This is a genomic window from Citrobacter sp. HN-141, from assembly GCF_033341895.1.
Lineage (GTDB): Bacteria > Pseudomonadota > Gammaproteobacteria > Enterobacterales > Enterobacteriaceae > Citrobacter.
This window is the reverse complement of record NZ_JAWPBF010000007.1, coordinates 173,921-189,427: the sequence shown is the minus strand read 5'-3', so window position 1 is coordinate 189,427 and position 15,507 is coordinate 173,921. Positions and strand designations below refer to the sequence as shown.

At 56.0% G+C, this 15,507-nt stretch carries 13 protein-coding genes; 3 read left to right on the top strand and 10 right to left on the bottom strand.

Features of this window, described 5'->3' with window-relative positions:
* Nucleotides 1-34: 34 nt before the first annotated feature.
* Nucleotides 35-2,056 (bottom strand): excinuclease ABC subunit UvrB, encoded by a 2,022-nt coding sequence (gene uvrB / locus RYZ59_RS10985; RefSeq protein ID WP_318047744.1) that lies wholly within the window; start codon nt 2,054-2,056, stop codon nt 35-37.
* 768 nt (nt 2,057-2,824) lie between these two features.
* Here uvrB and RYZ59_RS10980 point away from each other — a divergent pair.
* Nucleotides 2,825-3,547 carry an ABC transporter ATP-binding protein gene (locus RYZ59_RS10980; RefSeq protein ID WP_202039085.1) on the top strand — a complete coding sequence of 241 codons (723 nt, stop codon included), beginning with the start codon at nt 2,825-2,827 and terminating at the stop codon, nt 3,545-3,547.
* Here RYZ59_RS10980 and bioD read toward each other — a convergent pair.
* From bioD to bioB, 4 genes are read right to left on the bottom strand one after another with little or no spacing between them, the layout of a single operon-like run.
* A complete protein-coding gene (gene bioD, locus RYZ59_RS10975; RefSeq protein ID WP_137384346.1) occupies nt 3,513-4,211 on the bottom strand; it encodes a dethiobiotin synthase in 699 nt (232 codons plus the stop codon). The genes RYZ59_RS10980 and bioD overlap by 35 nt on opposite strands.
* A complete protein-coding gene (gene bioC, locus RYZ59_RS10970) occupies nt 4,174-4,959 on the bottom strand; it encodes a malonyl-ACP O-methyltransferase BioC (RefSeq protein ID WP_318047748.1) in 786 nt (261 codons plus the stop codon). The genes bioD and bioC overlap by 38 nt, the downstream gene beginning before the upstream one ends.
* A complete protein-coding gene (gene bioF / locus RYZ59_RS10965; protein ID WP_202039088.1) occupies nt 4,943-6,100 on the bottom strand; it encodes an 8-amino-7-oxononanoate synthase in 1,158 nt (385 codons plus the stop codon). Before bioF ends, bioC begins: the two co-directional genes overlap by 17 nt.
* A complete protein-coding gene (bioB, locus tag RYZ59_RS10960; RefSeq protein WP_318047751.1) occupies nt 6,097-7,137 on the bottom strand; it encodes a biotin synthase BioB in 1,041 nt (346 codons plus the stop codon). Before bioB ends, bioF begins: the two co-directional genes overlap by 4 nt.
* A 76-nt stretch (nt 7,138-7,213) precedes the next feature.
* Between bioB and bioA the strand changes: the two genes are divergently transcribed.
* Nucleotides 7,214-8,503: an adenosylmethionine--8-amino-7-oxononanoate transaminase gene (bioA, locus tag RYZ59_RS10955; protein ID WP_202039090.1), complete on the top strand. Its 1,290-nt coding sequence runs from the start codon at nt 7,214-7,216 to the stop codon at nt 8,501-8,503.
* Between the two features lie 57 nt (nt 8,504-8,560).
* Entirely contained in the window at nt 8,561-9,037 is a 477-nt protein-coding gene (locus RYZ59_RS10950; protein WP_318047754.1) for a kinase inhibitor, read from the top strand.
* A 90-nt stretch (nt 9,038-9,127) separates the two neighbouring features.
* Here RYZ59_RS10950 and hutH read toward each other — a convergent pair whose 3' ends face one another.
* The 5 genes from hutH to hutI form a co-directional block, all read right to left on the bottom strand.
* Nucleotides 9,128-10,648, bottom strand: a complete 1,521-nt coding sequence (gene hutH / locus RYZ59_RS10945) for a histidine ammonia-lyase (protein WP_318047756.1) — start codon at nt 10,646-10,648, stop codon at nt 9,128-9,130.
* 1 nt (nt 10,649) lies between these two features.
* On the bottom strand, nt 10,650-12,335 hold the full coding sequence (gene hutU, locus RYZ59_RS10940; RefSeq protein WP_318047758.1) for a urocanate hydratase: 1,686 nt from the start codon (nt 12,333-12,335) through the stop codon (nt 10,650-10,652).
* Between the two features lie 136 nt (nt 12,336-12,471).
* A complete protein-coding gene (locus RYZ59_RS10935) occupies nt 12,472-13,197 on the bottom strand; it encodes a histidine utilization repressor (protein WP_318047760.1) in 726 nt (241 codons plus the stop codon).
* An 87-nt stretch (nt 13,198-13,284) separates the two neighbouring features.
* The gene (hutG, locus tag RYZ59_RS10930; protein WP_318047761.1) at nt 13,285-14,226 is read right to left on the bottom strand and encodes a formimidoylglutamase; all 942 of its coding nucleotides are present in this window, start codon (nt 14,224-14,226) and stop codon (nt 13,285-13,287) included.
* Nucleotides 14,223-15,446 carry an imidazolonepropionase gene (gene hutI / locus RYZ59_RS10925; RefSeq protein ID WP_318047763.1) on the bottom strand — a complete coding sequence of 408 codons (1,224 nt, stop codon included), beginning with the start codon at nt 15,444-15,446 and terminating at the stop codon, nt 14,223-14,225. Before hutI ends, hutG begins: the two co-directional genes overlap by 4 nt.
* Between the last annotated feature and the right edge of the window lie 61 nt (nt 15,447-15,507).

Sequence of the window (15,507 nt, the reverse complement as noted above, 5' to 3'; positions counted from 1 at the left end):
CGGATAAGGGATTTATCCCGCATCCGGCACCCACTTACGATGCCGCGATAAACAATTCACGCAACTGATGCAACTGGTCACGGATCTGCGCGGCCTCTTCGAACTCAAGGTTCTGCGCATGCTGCATCATCTGACCTTCCAGCTCGTGAATCTTCTGCTGCAGCGCTTTCGGCGTCATGTCCAGCTCAACAACCTCGGATTTCGCCCCGGCACGCGACTTCCCTTTACCTTTCGCTTTGGTCTTCGCAATATTCTGACCCAACGCCAGAATATCAACGACTTTCTTGTTCAGCCCCTGTGGCGTAATACCGTGCTCTTCGTTATACAGTTGCTGCTTCTCGCGACGACGTTCGGTTTCACCAATGGCCTTCGCCATCGATGCGGTAATTTTATCGCCGTAGAGAATCGCTTTACCGTTGATGTTACGCGCCGCTCGACCGATGGTCTGGATAAGCGATCGTTCCGAACGCAGGAACCCTTCTTTGTCTGCATCCAGAATCGCCACCAGAGAGACCTCTGGCATGTCCAGGCCTTCTCGTAACAGGTTGATACCCACCAGCACGTCAAACTCGCCCAGGCGCAAATCACGGATGATCTCCATGCGTTCCACGGTATCAATGTCGGAGTGCAGATAGCGCACCCGCTCGCCGTGTTCTTCGAGGTATTCGGTGAGGTCTTCCGCCATACGTTTGGTCAGCGTCGTCACCAGCACGCGTTCGTTAATCGCCGCGCGGATGCGGATCTCAGACAGCAGGTCATCAACCTGTGTCGCCACCGGACGCACTTCAATGACCGGGTCCAGCAGCCCCGTCGGTCGAACCACCTGATCGACCACGTCATCACCGGATTTCTCCAGCTCATAATTACCCGGTGTCGCTGAAACATAAATGGTTTGCGGCGCCAGCGCCTCGAACTCTTCAAACTTCAACGGACGGTTATCCAGCGCCGACGGCAGACGGAATCCATACTCAACCAGCGTCTCTTTTCGTGCGCGGTCGCCGCGGTACATCCCACCAATTTGCGGAATCGTTACGTGGGATTCATCCACCACCAACAGGCCATCGGCGGGCAGGTAATCAAACAGCGTCGGCGGCGGTTCGCCCGGACCGCGTCCGGACAGATAGCGTGAATAGTTTTCAATACCCGAGCAGTAACCCAGCTCGTTCATCATTTCCAGATCGAACTGCGTACGCTGGCTTAAACGTTGTTCTTCCACCAACTTGTTGTTCGTCAGCAGGATTTTGCGGCGCTCCGCCAGCTCGACTTTAATTTCTTCCATTGCCTGCACAATACGTTCGCGCGGCGTCACGTAGTGGGTTTTCGGGTAAATGGTGAAGCGCGAAATAGTGGATTCAACCTGCCCGGTTAGCGGGTCGAACAGCGACAAGCGCTCAACTTCTTCATCAAACAACTCGACGCGCAGCGCGATATCGTCAGATTCGGCCGGAAAGATGTCGATCACCTCACCACGCACGCGGAACGTCCCGCGCTGGAATGCCTGATCGTTACGCGTGTACTGCAGTTCAGCCAGCCGGCGCAGGATCGCGCGCTGGTCGATAATCATCCCCACCGTCAGGTGCAACATCATCTTCAGATACAGATCTGGATCGCCCAGACCGTAGATCGCGGAAACCGAGGCCACCACCACCACATCCCGCCGTTCAAGCAGGGCTTTGGTCGCCGACAAACGCATCTGCTCAATGTGTTCGTTGACCGAGGCATCTTTCTCGATGAAGGTATCAGAGCTCGGGACATAAGCCTCTGGCTGATAATAGTCATAGTAGGAGACGAAATACTCAACCGCGTTATCCGGGAAGAACTCTTTCATCTCGCCGTACAACTGGGCTGCGAGGGTCTTGTTAGGGGCCAGCACCATCGTCGGACGCTGTAAATCCGCAATCACGTTGGCGATAGTGAATGTCTTCCCCGACCCCGTCACCCCGAGCAGCGTCTGATGCGCCAGACCATCCTCCAGCCCTTCTTCCAGGCGACGAATCGCCTCAGGCTGATCGCCAGAGGGTTTAAAAGCGGAATTCAGTTTGAACGGTTTACTCATGAGCAGCTACCTGAAGCAATGGGCGGGCAGGTGTGTAATTTTACTCGCAGCAGTATATTTTGCCAGTAAAATATACTGGATGAAAAAACAGTAACGCACCAGAATATTTCTGTTACGCCCTCAGAATGCCCGTCAGAGCAGGCTAAAATTTTGGCACTGGCGAGATAAAACACCAGTAAAAATGTGTTATCCCCAAACCAATGACTTTTTTAACATTTGTCAAGACGGCAGATGAAAGTTTTATGGCAACGCATGACGCTTCCGCGACAGCCATTGCTTTTATCTAACATTCTGTATTTCAATAACTATTCTCTCGAGCCGTCTTTCGCATCAATTTAGTCGCAGGCCGCGTCTTCTCTCGCTTACATTGTGTTTTCTAACTCTAATACACAAGGTTATCCACAGGAATAGTGGATAACTGCCTCCAGCCCGTGCTGACTGCCGCATGGCAAAAACACCGACTTGCCCTTTTCAGGTGGGATAAAAAAAAATTATCGCCATTTTTTTATATTTATCAGCCAACGAAGCCCGGGAGGCGGTCGAGATCTTGCTCGCATTTTCACCATTTACCTGCCTGCACCATCCCGACGCGACCAGGCACTGGCAGTGTGCGCAAAATTAACCCGGATCGTTAAAATCCAGGCATCGTTGCCGGTGGATCACGCTATCCCGCTGTTTTTCGCGTACTTCCCTTTTCTGGCAAGAGATTTGCAATTTTCTTCTGCTCCCCGGCCAGTCGGGCGAATAACTTCATGATGGAGAAAATCTATGTTGAGTCTTCGCGCAGTGAATCACTATTACGGTAACCAGCACACGCTATGGGATGTGGATCTCGACCTGCAGCCCGGCAAATGTACCGGCGTGCTGGGACTTCCGGGGATGGGGAAAACGACGCTGGCCAATTGCATCATCGGCAATTTGCCTATCGAAAGCGGTACGATGGTCTGGCATCAGGCTGGCGCGCCACCGTGCGATCTGGGTCCGATCCCGGCGGCAAATCGCATTGCGCTGGGTATTAACGCCGTTTCACAAGAGAGACGGATTTTTTCGCAGCTGACGGTCGAGGAAAATCTGCATATTGCGCGCCAGGCGGTTGAAGAAAGCGAAACGATGAACAGCAGCGATATATACCGCCTCTTCCCACAGTTATACAGTCTGCGTCAGACTAAAGGGGGCGTCTTATCAGAGGATGATCAGCACCAGCTCGCGCTCGCCAGCGCGCTGGTGACACGCCCACGCCTGCTGATCCTCGATGAGCCTACGCGAGGCACGGGCCAGGCGTATATCCACAAGCTGGGGAACCTGATTGTGAGGCTAAGCCAGGAGTTGGGTATCGCCATTATGCTCGCAGAGCAAAGCCTGCCGTTTATTCGTCGGGTCGCTGATTGCTATTGCCTGTTACATCGCGGACGCAATGTGGCTCAGGGACAACTGGCGCAGCGCAACGACCCGTTTCTTAACGACTGGATGGCGCCAGAGGCAAAACGCTAAGGTCGAGATAGTGCCCTGTCGTTGCGCGTTCTGGCTCGTCTTCCAGCCAGGGGATCTCCCCCAGTAGCGGGGCCGGAATCGCACGCTTCAGCGTTGCCATATATTCAGCATGGCGTTTTCCTGGCGGGGTCACATCATTGGCGACCCACCCCGCCAGCGTCAACCCAGCCTGTTGTACCGCTTGCGCAGTCAGAATGGCATGGTTGATGCAGCCAAGCTTGACGCCAACCACCAGAATCACCGGCAGTTGTTCCGTTTGTACCCAGTCAGAAAAACTCAGCGTGGGAGAAAGCGGCGTAAACCAACCGCCAGCACCTTCCACCAGCACCCAGTCGGCCTGCATTCGCAGCGCCTGTAAACCCGCAGACATCACTGAAGCCAGAATCGGTCGCCCTTCATCAGCGCTGATGATATGCGGTGACGTGGGTTCGGCAAAGGTATAGGGATTAATTGCCGTATAGCTCACTGCCACCGCGCTGTTGCGCTGCAGGGCAAGGGCGTCGGAGTTTCGCAGACCATCTGCTGTCATTTCACTCCCAGAGGCGACGGGCTTATAGCCGACCGTTCGATAGCCCAATTGCCCCGCAGCCTGCAGGAGCGCACAGCTGGCAATGGTTTTACCGACCTCAGTGTCCGTCCCGGTGACAAAATACGTTCTGGTCACGTTGAATTACTCCTAAAAAAAGTTGATACGTTAGCGGGTATTTTCCCTGCACGGAGGGCCAGGCTAACTGTAACTGCTGCAGCTGTGAACGGGTCAGTACGCGCTGCTCGCGTCCATCATGAAGATGCGTCGCACCGATCCCTTTGAGCGAGCGCATGGCGCTCAGCGCGTCGTTAAACCACAGTGTCACCGTATGAAGCTGATACTCGACGTCCCAGCCATGCAGAGCCTTTTCAAGTTGCTCCACGGACAAGAAACGGTTGGTGTGCTCCCGGTCATCTACCGCTTGCCACGCCTGACGAAGTTCCGGCATCGACCCTTGCGCCAGCGTACTAAACGCCACCGCCCCGCCAGGACGCACCACCCGGTAAAGTTCGTTTAACGCACCACGGAGATCGCTGCACCACTGTACGGCCAGATTGCTCCAGGCCAGGTCGAATGTGCTGGTTGCCTGCGGAATAGCTTCAATATCCGCCAGCAGATAGTGGTGGGCGGCATTTTGCCGCTGTGCCTCTGCCAGCATTTGTTCAGAAAGATCCAGTGCGCTGACTTCACTTCCCTGCTCACGCCAGTAGCGACTCATGCGCCCAGGGCCGCACCCCGCATCCAGTACCCGTGCATAATCCCGTTCACCAAGCAGCGCCAGCAAAGCGTCGGCGCTTTGCCACTGTAGCCCGGCATGTTGTTCATAGTGGGAAGCGGCGCGTCCAAATGCGGCAGCAATGGCCTGTTTATTGACCTGCGCCATGCAGCACCTCCAGTAAACGGTCGATATCCTGGCATTCATGCGCCTGCGTCAGCGTCAGCCGCAATCTGGCTGTGCCGACCGGTACCGTAGGAGGCCGGATGGCGGTCACCCAACAACCCTGGGCGCGTAAAGCCTCCGCCAGTTGCAGCGCTTTATGGTTATCGCCCACGATCAATGGCTGGATGGCACTGTCTGAATTTGCCAGCGTGAAATCCGGAATATCCAGGCCAGCACGAAAACGTTGGATCAACATGGCCAGTTTTTCCCGGCGTTCATCGCCCTCACGACTGCGGATCACTGCCAGCGCGGCACGCAATGCCTGCGCCTGCGCCGGCGGCATACTGGTGCTGTAAATCAGATGGCGGGCAAACTGCAGCAAATAATCGGCCACGCTGTCAGAACACAGGATTGCCGCACCGCTGACGCCAAATCCTTTGCCAAACGTCACCACCAGCAGTTCAGGTTTGACCTGCGAGTGCCAGCACGACCCGCGACCTTCTTCACCAGTGACACCGATACCGTGCGCATCATCCACCAGCAACCAGGCTCCCTGACGTTGCGCTGCGGCATGGATATCCGCCAGCGGCGCGCTGTCGCCATCCATGCTGAACACGCCTTCGGTAACCACTAACTGCTGCCCCGGACAGGGGGCAGACAGCAGACGAGCCAGATGTTGCGGGTCGTTATGGGTAAAACGGCGTAACACGGCGGGACTCAGGCTGGCCGCTTCCAGCAACGACGCATGGCTGAGGCGGTCGGCGACAATCCGATCCTCTTTTCCCATCAACGCGGTGATCACCGCCTGGTTGGCCGCAAAGCCGGAGATGAACAGCAATGCTCGTGAATAACCCAGCCATTGCGCCAGTTCGTCTTCCAGCGCCTGATGCGCGATGGAATAGCCGCTAACATGGCCAGATCCCCCGCTACCGACGCCAAAACGTTCAGCCCCCTGCTGCCAGGCGCAGACTATCTGCGGATGGTGACTCAACCCCAGATAATCATTGCTGGAAAAATTCAGATACTGACGCCCCTCGGCCAACAACCAACGCCCTGCCCCCTGCGTCACCGCATAACGGCGGCGCAGGGCATCAGCACAACGACGCGCCGTTAGCGCATCGTCAATTTTTTGCTGCCAGGTCATACGGTTGCCGCGTTGTAGTAGTCGTCGGTATCCGGGGTGCGCAACGCCTGCTCCAGACGTTGCTGCTGTTCGTTATCCCCCGCCAGCACCGCCGTTTGCTGCGGATTCAGACCGAGTTTGCGGAATAAAAGCAGATCTTTATCTTCGTTCGGGTTCGGCGTGGTCAGCAGTTTGCAGCCGTAGAAAATCGAGTTGGCCCCGGCCATAAAACACATTGCTTGGGTCTGTTCGTTCATCTGCTCGCGCCCGGCGGACAGACGCACGTACGAGGTCGGCATCATGATGCGGGCCACGGCGATGGTGCGAATAAAATCAAACGCATCGACATCGTCGTTATCCGCCAGCGGCGTGCCTTTTACTTTCACCAGCATGTTGATCGGCACGCTTTCCGGCGGCGTTGGCAGATTCGCCAACTGCAGCAATAAACCAGCGCGATCGGTCACCGTTTCACCTAACCCGACGATACCGCCAGAGCAGACTTTAATCCCCGCCTCGCGCACTTTGTCCAGCGTATCAAGTCGCTCCTGGTAGGAACGGGTGGTGATGATATTGCCGTAGAACTCCGGCGAGGTGTCGAGGTTATGGTTGTAGTAGTCGAGTCCCGCACTGGCCAGACGCTGAGCCTGCGTTTCATCCAGCGTGCCCAGCGTCATACAGGCTTCCAGCCCCAGCGCTTTTACACCCTGGACCATCTGTTCCAGATAAGGCATATCACGCTCATGCGGATTCTTCCACGCCGCCCCCATGCAAAACCGCGTTGAACCGGCCTGTTTCGCCTTACGCGCAGAATCAAGAACCTGCTCAACTTCCATCAGACGCTCGGTTTCCAGACCGGTTTTATAGCGTGAACTTTGCGGGCAGTATTTGCAGTCTTCCGGACAGGCACCGGTTTTAATCGACAGCAGCGTACTCACCTGTACCTGCCGCGGATCAAAATACTGACGGTGCACTTGTTGCGCTTCAAACAGCAGATCCAGCAGGGGTTTTTCAAATAATTCGGTGACTTGCGACATTGTCCAGCGAGAAGTGTGAGCCATATTGATATACGTTTCGTTGTAAGTTTGGTGTAGACTCGTAAACCTAAATCTTTTTAATTTGGTTTACAAGTCGATTATGACAACGGACGATCTTGCTTTTGACCAACGCCATATCTGGCATCCATACACCTCGATGACCTCTCCTTTGCCGGTTTACCCGGTGGCACGCGCCGAAGGTTGCGAACTGATTTTAGCCAGCGGTGAGAGACTGATTGACGGCATGTCATCCTGGTGGGCGGCGATCCACGGCTACAATCACCCGCAGTTGAACGCCGCGATGAAAACGCAGATTGATGCCATGTCGCATGTGATGTTTGGCGGTATTACCCATGCCCCGGCCATTACATTGTGTCGCCAGTTGGTGGACATGACACCCAAGGCGCTGGAGTGCGTTTTTCTCGCGGATTCAGGTTCGGTTGCCGTCGAAGTGGCAATGAAAATGGCACTGCAATACTGGCAGGCAAAAGGCGAAGCGCGTCAGCGTTTCCTGACGTTTCGTAACGGCTATCACGGTGACACTTTCGGCGCCATGTCGGTCTGCGATCCCGACAACTCAATGCACAGCCTGTGGAAGGGTTATCTGCCAGAAAACCTGTTTGCGCCCGCCCCGCAAAGCCGCATGGGCGGCGAGTGGGACGAACTGGATATGGTACCGTTCGCCCGCCTGATGGCCGCGCATCGTCACGAGATAGCGGCGGTGATCCTTGAGCCAATCGTACAGGGCGCTGGCGGTATGCGCATGTATCATCCCGAATGGCTGAAGCGTATTCGTAAGATGTGTGACCGTGAAGGTATCCTGTTAATTGCCGATGAAATTGCCACCGGATTTGGTCGTACAGGTAAACTGTTTGCCTGTGAACATGCGGGTATTACGCCGGATATACTGTGCCTCGGCAAAGCGTTAACCGGCGGCACGATGACCCTTTCCGCGACCCTGACCACCCGCCTGGTCGCAGAAACCATCAGCAACGGTGATGCTGGCTGCTTTATGCACGGCCCGACCTTTATGGGTAATCCGCTGGCCTGCGCCGTCGCCTCGGCCAGTCTGTCGCTACTCAACACCGGCGAGTGGCGCTCGCAGGTCGCGGCCATTGAAGCGCAGTTGCGTGAAGAACTGGCACCTGCGGCGGATTCCGACTATGTCGCCGACGTGCGCGTACTTGGCGCCATTGGCGTGATAGAAACCACCCAGCCGGTAAATATGGCGGCACTACAGAAGTTCTTCGTTGAACGGGGCGTATGGGTACGACCGTTTGGCAAGCTGATCTATCTGATGCCGCCGTACATCATCCAGCCCGATCAATTGCAACGTCTGACACAGGCTGTGAACGATGCTGTGCGCGATGCAACATTTTTTAGCGAATAATCAGCGGTAAGCTCTACGGTTTCTGGCTACACTTTTTGGCTAACGAGAGGAGTCAGCATGAAACTAATCAGCAACGATCTGCGCGATGGGGAAAAGCTACCACATCGCCACGTCTTTAACGGTATGGGGTATGACGGGGATAATCTTTCGCCACATCTGGCATGGGACGATGTGCCCGCCGGGGCTAAAAGCTTTGTCGTGACCTGCTTTGATCCTGATGCGCCAACCGGCTCCGGCTGGTGGCATTGGGTGGTAGTCAATCTGCCGGCGGATACCCGCGTGCTACCGCAAGGGTATGGCTCCGGACAGGTTGCACTGCCGGATGGGGTCATTCAAACCCGAACAGATTTCGGCAAAGCGGGCTATGGCGGTGCGGCGCCACCGAAAGGCGAAACTCATCGCTATATCTTCACGGTTCACGCGCTGGATGTCGAACGGATTGACGTCGATGAAGGTGCCAGCGGCGCGATGGTTGGATTTAACGTCCATTTTCATTCGCTCGCCAGCGCGTCGATTACTGCGATGTTTAGTTAAGCGCAGTGCCGGATGTCGGCTTCGCCTCATCCGGCCTACGGGTTTCCTGGTTTTGTAGGCCGGATAAACGTCAGCGCATCCGGCAGGATATTACAAAAACTCAGGCAACAATTTTAACAACGCACCCTGCGCTAACAGTTCGGTCGCACATTCAATATCCGGGGCGAAAAAACGGTCCTGCGTATAGTGCGCAACCTGCTCACGCAGCGTCTGGCGCGCCTGCTCCAGTAGCGGGCTTGAGGTTAAGCCTTCACGCAGGTCGATCCCCTGACAGGCCGCCAGCCACTCCACAGCAATCACGCCACGCGTATTCGCCGCCATCTCCCACAGTCTACGACCTGCTGCCGGTGCCATTGAGACATGATCTTCCTGATTTGCCGACGTTGGTAAACTGTCCACGCTGTGCGGGTGCGCGAGTGCTTTATTTTCGCTCGCCAGCGCAGCTGCGGTCACCTGGGCAATCATAAAGCCGGAGTTAACCCCGCCATTTTTCACCAGGAAAGGCGGCAGTTGCGACATATGTTTATCCATCATCAACGCAATACGTCGCTCGGATAACGCCCCGATTTCGGCAATCGCCAGCGCCAGATTATCCGCGGCCATTGCCACCGGTTCCGCATGGAAGTTACCACCAGAAATCACATCGCCTTCTTCGGCAAACACCAGCGGGTTGTCCGAAACGGCATTGGCTTCCACCAGCAACACCTCCATGACCTGGCGCATTTGTGTCAGACAGGCTCCCATGACCTGAGGCTGACAGCGCAGAGAATAGGGGTCCTGCACTTTTTCACAGTTATGATGCGACTGAGCAAGTGGGCTGGAATCGGTCAGCACATGGCGATACAGCGTCGCGGCATCAATCTGCCCGCGCTGTCCTCGTGCCGCATGAATACGGGCATCAAACGGACGACGCGAGCCTAATACCGCTTCGGTGGTCAGCGCCCCGCACACCGTCGCGGAAGCAAACAGCTCCTGCGCCTCAATCAACCCACGTAATGCAAAGGCGGTGGAAGCCTGGGTGCCGTTGAGCAGCGCCAGCCCTTCCTTCGCTTCCAGAGTAATTGGCTCCAGTCCGGCCTTCTTCAGCGCGTCTGTCGCCGGGAGCCATTCTCCCTGCCAGCGCGCCTTGCCTTCTCCCAACAGCGTCAGGGACATATGCGCCAGCGGCGCCAGGTCGCCCGATGCCCCCACCGATCCTTTCGCCGGAATGCGCGGATATACCCCGGCGTTGACCAGCGCAATCAGCGCTTCAATGACGCTCAGGCGAATACCGGAAAAACCACGCGCCAGGCTGTTAATTTTCAGCACCATAATCAGGCGCACCATCGCATCATCTAACGCTTCGCCTACGCCTGCAGCATGAGACAATACCAGCGAACGCTGTAAATTTTGCAGATCGTCAGTCGCGATACGTGTCTGAGCCAGCAGCCCAAACCCGGTATTAATGCCATACGCCGTGCGGCCTTCCGCGACAATGCTATTGACGCAGGCGACGCTGGCATTAATTGCATCAATCGCACTGGCATCGAGGCTCAGTTGAACCGGCTGTTGCCAGATATCGCGCAACTGCGCAAAGCTTAGGTGGCCAGGCGTTAAGGTAATCGTGTTCATATCAGCGTTTCCCCTGCGTGGCGGCAATCATCGGCAAATTCAGCCCTTCTTCGACGGCGCATTCCACAGCAATGTCATACCCGGCATCGGCATGGCGCATCACGCCTGTCGCCGGATCGTTATGTAATACCCGGGCAATACGTGCAGCTGCTTCATCAGAGCCATCACAAACAATCACCATTCCGGCGTGTTGAGAGAATCCCATCCCAACGCCACCACCGTGGTGCAGTGATACCCAGGTCGCACCGCTGGCGGTATTAAGCAGCGCATTCAGCAGCGGCCAGTCGGATACGGCGTCAGACCCGTCGCGCATCGCTTCGGTTTCACGGTTCGGGCTGGCAACAGAGCCTGAATCCAGATGGTCACGACCGATGACGATAGGTGCAGACACTTCACCGCTGCGCACCATCTCATTAAATGCCAGACCCAGCTTTTGTCGCCATTCCAGACCAACCCAACAGATACGCGCCGGTAAGCCCTGGAAATTGATCCGCTCACGAGCCATGTCCAGCCAGTGGTGCAGATGCTTATCATCAGCCACGATCTCTTTCACTTTGGCATCGGTTTTATAAATATCCTGCGGATCGCCGGAAAGCGCCACCCAGCGGAACGGACCAATGCCGCGGCAGAACAACGGACGAATATAAGCCGGCACAAAGCCCGGGAAATCAAAGGCGTTTTCCACGCCCATCTCTTTGGCCATCTGGCGAATGTTATTGCCGTAATCAAACGTCGGTACGCCCATTTTGCTAAACGCCAGCATCGCTTCGACATGCGTTGCCATTGAACGTTTCGCCGCCTGCACCGTGCCCTGCGGATCGGATACCGCTTTCGCCTGATACTCTTCCCAGCTCCAGCCGGACGGCAGATAACCGTGCAGCGGATCGTGGGCGCTGGTTTGGTCAGTGACCATATCCGGGCGTACGCCGCGCTTAACCAGCTCCGGCACAACATCGGCGGCGTTCGCGCACAGCGCAATGGACACCGCTTTACCTTCGCGGGTGTATTTGTCGATACGCGCCAGCGCGTCGTCCAGTGAGGTGGCCTGCTCGTCCACGTAACGGGTACGCAGGCGGAAATCAATGCGGCTTTGCTGGCATTCAATATTCAGAGAACACGCGCCCGCAAGCGTTGCAGCGAGCGGTTGCGCCCCGCCCATGCCGCCCAGCCCGGCGGTCAGAACCCAGCGTCCACTCAGGTTGCCCTGATAATGCTGACGTCCGGCCTCAACGAAGGTTTCATACGTCCCCTGCACGATGCCCTGACTGCCGATGTAGATCCAGCTCCCGGCGGTCATCTGGCCATACATCGCCAGACCTTTGGCGTCCAGCTCGTTAAAGTGTTCCCAGGTCGCCCAGTGCGGCACCAGGTTGGAGTTGGCAATCAGCACGCGGGGCGCATTGTCATGAGTTTTGAACACGCCGACCGGTTTCCCGGACTGAACCAGCAGGGTTTCATCGGATTCAAGTTCGGTCAGTGCCTTGACGATGGCGTCATAGCACTCCCAGTCCCGCGCTGCGCGGCCAATCCCACCGTACACCACCAACTCATGCGGATTTTCCGCCACATCAGGGTCCAGATTGTTCATTAACATGCGCAGCGGCGCTTCGGTCAGCCAGCTTTTGGCCGTTAAGGTGGTACCTCGTGGGGCACGAACATCCTGCTGACGATACTTGCTGTGAGACATGACAGAAAACTCCTCGCGAACGTCGGATAGATAAGTAACATATACTTGTCTATACAAGCTACCGCAAGGGTGATTTTAACAATTAAGATACATTTTTATTATATTGCGTCAGCAATCACGGTTTTCATATCCTGTATCAGGACATAAACCGCCCTTGCAGGCGATAGCGGGAACCCGGGAACAGCAAACGGGCATGAGAGACAATAGAAGACGCCGACCAGGTTTTGCGGCGGATCAACAGGCAGGGATCGTGCTCTTTGATATGCAACAGCGCACACTCTTCCGCGCTGGCGCGTACCGCTTCGACAATATGTTCTCCTTCCGTCAAAGGGGCGATGAGCGACAGATAAGCATGCGGTGTGGTCTGGCTGTAATCCTGCGCCAGATACTCCGGCACAATCTCCGCATTCACGCAGCGATCTTCAATCTGCACCGGCAGCTCGTTCTCATAGTGCACCATGATGGAGTGAAAAATGGGGGTGCCTTCTTTGACGTTTAACACCAAAGCCTGCTGCACGTTTGCCCGGGTTCTTTCCAGCGTCAGGACCTCACATCGATGCTGATGCTGGCGCGCATTAATTTCATCCGCGATGCTACGAATTTCAAACAGCGCGGACTGGCCTTTCGGTTCGGCGACAAACGTCCCCACCCCCTGTAAACGCACCAGTAAACCTTCATCCGCTAATTCACGCAGCGCCCGGTTGATGGTCATACGGCTAAAGCCATACTGCGCCACCAGCTCCGCCTCCGATGGGATACGATCGTGAGGTTGCCAGATACCGCTGGCAATCTTTTCACTGATCTCCTGTTTGACCTTTTCGTAAAAAGGAGCCGGAGCAGTTTGGGGGCGGGTTCGGTGCATTCGTGAGCCTTCCTTAAGCTGAGAATTTTAATAGGTGCAGTTTACAGGTATAACCTGGACCTGATAAGCGCAATTCCCTCAGGCCTGTCAGTGCCACCAGTGTGCAATTTGCCAGCCTAATCGCGCCGCAACGCGTGCCGCCCTGCCATCGTCATCAAAACGCGGGTTAAACTCAACCATATCCACCGCCTGGAGTTTACCGCTGCGACAAAGGGGTTCAATCAGCCCCAACAACGTCGCCAGCGGGACACCCAACGCGGCAGGCGCGGATACGGCCGGCATTTCCCAAACAGGTAGCACGTCAAGATCGATAGTCAGATAGATGACGTCCATGTTGGCAACAAATTGCGCCAGCTGCGCCTGCGCCGTATGACAGTGCAGATCTTCCACCACGGTCACCCCCAGCCGTTGCGCCTCATCCCACAGCGCCTGGGTATTCGCTGCCCGACTGACGCCCACGCAGGCGTAATGAAATTCACGCTGCTGTTGCTCACAGAGGCGCGCCAGTTGACGAAACGGCGTACCGGATGTGGGTTGTTCGGCGTAGCGTAGATCCAGGTGCGCATCGAGGTTAACAATCCCCACTTTTGCCTGCGGGAAGGCATCCAACACCCCTGCTCCATGCGCAAATGCCGTTTCGTGTCCCCCGCCCAACACGAAGGTACGCATATCCGCCTGCAGGCAACGCTGCACCGCTGTGCGCAGCGCCTGCTGAGCACTTTCAAGGTCGGGCGCCTGGGCCACAATGTTTCCCAAATCGACCAGCCGTTGATGGCCCGCGTGACTGGCTAAATTGGCCAGCGCTTTACGCAGCGCGTCCGGTGCGCCGGCGGCTCCCGTGCGTCCCTGATTACGTTTAACGCCTTCATCACAGGCAAAACCAAGCAGTGCTATCTGCTCAGAGTACATTTCCGGTGTAAATGCCGGGCTAAGCGAAATGGTCTGAAACAGGCGTAGCGCAGTCGGCGACTCGGCGCGGTCATCACGCCCCTGCCAGAGCGCAGGAGAAGCAGGTTGCCAGTTAGTCATGCTGGTTGTCCTTTAAATACACGTTGGTAGAGCGGGTTACGCCCTGGCTCATAGAGGATCTCGACCGGGAGTTCGGCATCCCACACCACAAAATCGGCCACAAACCCGGCTTTCAGTTGTCCGTGAGTGGCATGGCGCCCCAGCGCCCGGGCCGCATGACGGGTTACGCCCGCCCATGCCTCTTCCGGCGTTAAGCCAAACTGTACACAGGCCATATTCATCGCCCAGTGCAGGCTAATAAACGGGCTGGTGCCTGGGTTGTAGTCGGTCGCCACCGCCATCGGAACCTGATACTGACGTAGTAACTCGACTGGCGGACGCTGTTTCTCTTTGAGGAAATAAAAAGCGCCGGGCAATAGCACACCGACCGTACCGTTTTGGCTCATCGCCGCTACGCCCGCTTCATCCAGATATTCAATGTGATCGGCTGATAATCCGTGGTAGCGGCTAACCAGTTGCGCCCCGCCCAGTAATGACAGTTGTTCGACATGACCTTTAACCGGGATGCCCAACGCCTGCGCGGCCTGAAATACGCGTTCGCTCTGCGCCAGCGTAAAGCCCACGGTTTCACAGAACAGGTCTACGGTTTCAAACAAACCCTGTTCCCACAACTGCGGCAAAATCGTCTCGCACACCAGCGTAATATAGCTATCGGGATCATCGCGATACTGCGCCGGTGTGGCATGTGCAGCTAACAGCGTTGGGCTTATTTCGACGGTGTTTTCTGCCGCCAGCGCAGCCACGACGCGTAAAATTTTCTCTTCTGTCGTCAAATCCAGGCCGTAGCCCGATTTGATTTCCAGCAACGTTACGCCTTCTTTTATTAGCCGCTCCATTCGCTGATGCGCTATATGAAGAAGTTGTTCATCCGTGGCGCTACGGGTCGCCGACACGGTGGCATTAATACCGCCTCCCTGGGCACTGATCTGTTGGTAGGAAACGCCGTTTAGCCGCTGTTCCCATTCACCTGCACGATTCCCTCCAAACACCAGGTGCGTATGGCAATCAATCAGACCCGGCGTAATCAATCGACCTTGCATATCAAGGGTATTATCGTGTGTAAGGTATAACGACGACTCAGGCACAATATCCCGAATCTTACCCTGACGGACGATCAGCGCATGGCCATCCACCAGCCCATACGGAGTATCACGTTCAGGATCCATGGTCGCCAGGCGGACATTACGCCAGATAGCATCATCAGGAAAAAATTGCTGCATTTGACTCACCACTTGTCATAGGTTGTATAGACATTTATTTTGCATCCTGTGGATGTTGTCA

Coding starts and splice junctions, on each gene's coding strand:
- uvrB (WP_318047744.1), bottom strand. CDS start 2,056: ATGAGTAAACCGTTCAAACTGAATTCCGCTTTTAAACCCTCTGGCGAT.
- RYZ59_RS10980 (WP_202039085.1), top strand. CDS start 2,825: ATGTTGAGTCTTCGCGCAGTGAATCACTATTACGGTAACCAGCACACG.
- bioC (WP_318047748.1), bottom strand. CDS start 4,959: ATGGCGCAGGTCAATAAACAGGCCATTGCTGCCGCATTTGGACGCGCC.
- bioF (WP_202039088.1), bottom strand. CDS start 6,100: ATGACCTGGCAGCAAAAAATTGACGATGCGCTAACGGCGCGTCGTTGT.
- bioB (WP_318047751.1), bottom strand. CDS start 7,137: ATGGCTCACACTTCTCGCTGGACAATGTCGCAAGTCACCGAATTATTT.
- bioA (WP_202039090.1), top strand. CDS start 7,214: ATGACAACGGACGATCTTGCTTTTGACCAACGCCATATCTGGCATCCA.
- RYZ59_RS10950 (WP_318047754.1), top strand. CDS start 8,561: ATGAAACTAATCAGCAACGATCTGCGCGATGGGGAAAAGCTACCACAT.
- hutH (WP_318047756.1), bottom strand. CDS start 10,648: ATGAACACGATTACCTTAACGCCTGGCCACCTAAGCTTTGCGCAGTTG.
- hutU (WP_318047758.1), bottom strand. CDS start 12,335: ATGTCTCACAGCAAGTATCGTCAGCAGGATGTTCGTGCCCCACGAGGT.
- RYZ59_RS10935 (WP_318047760.1), bottom strand. CDS start 13,197: ATGCACCGAACCCGCCCCCAAACTGCTCCGGCTCCTTTTTACGAAAAG.
- hutG (WP_318047761.1), bottom strand. CDS start 14,226: ATGACTAACTGGCAACCTGCTTCTCCTGCGCTCTGGCAGGGGCGTGAT.
- hutI (WP_318047763.1), bottom strand. CDS start 15,446: ATGCAGCAATTTTTTCCTGATGATGCTATCTGGCGTAATGTCCGCCTG.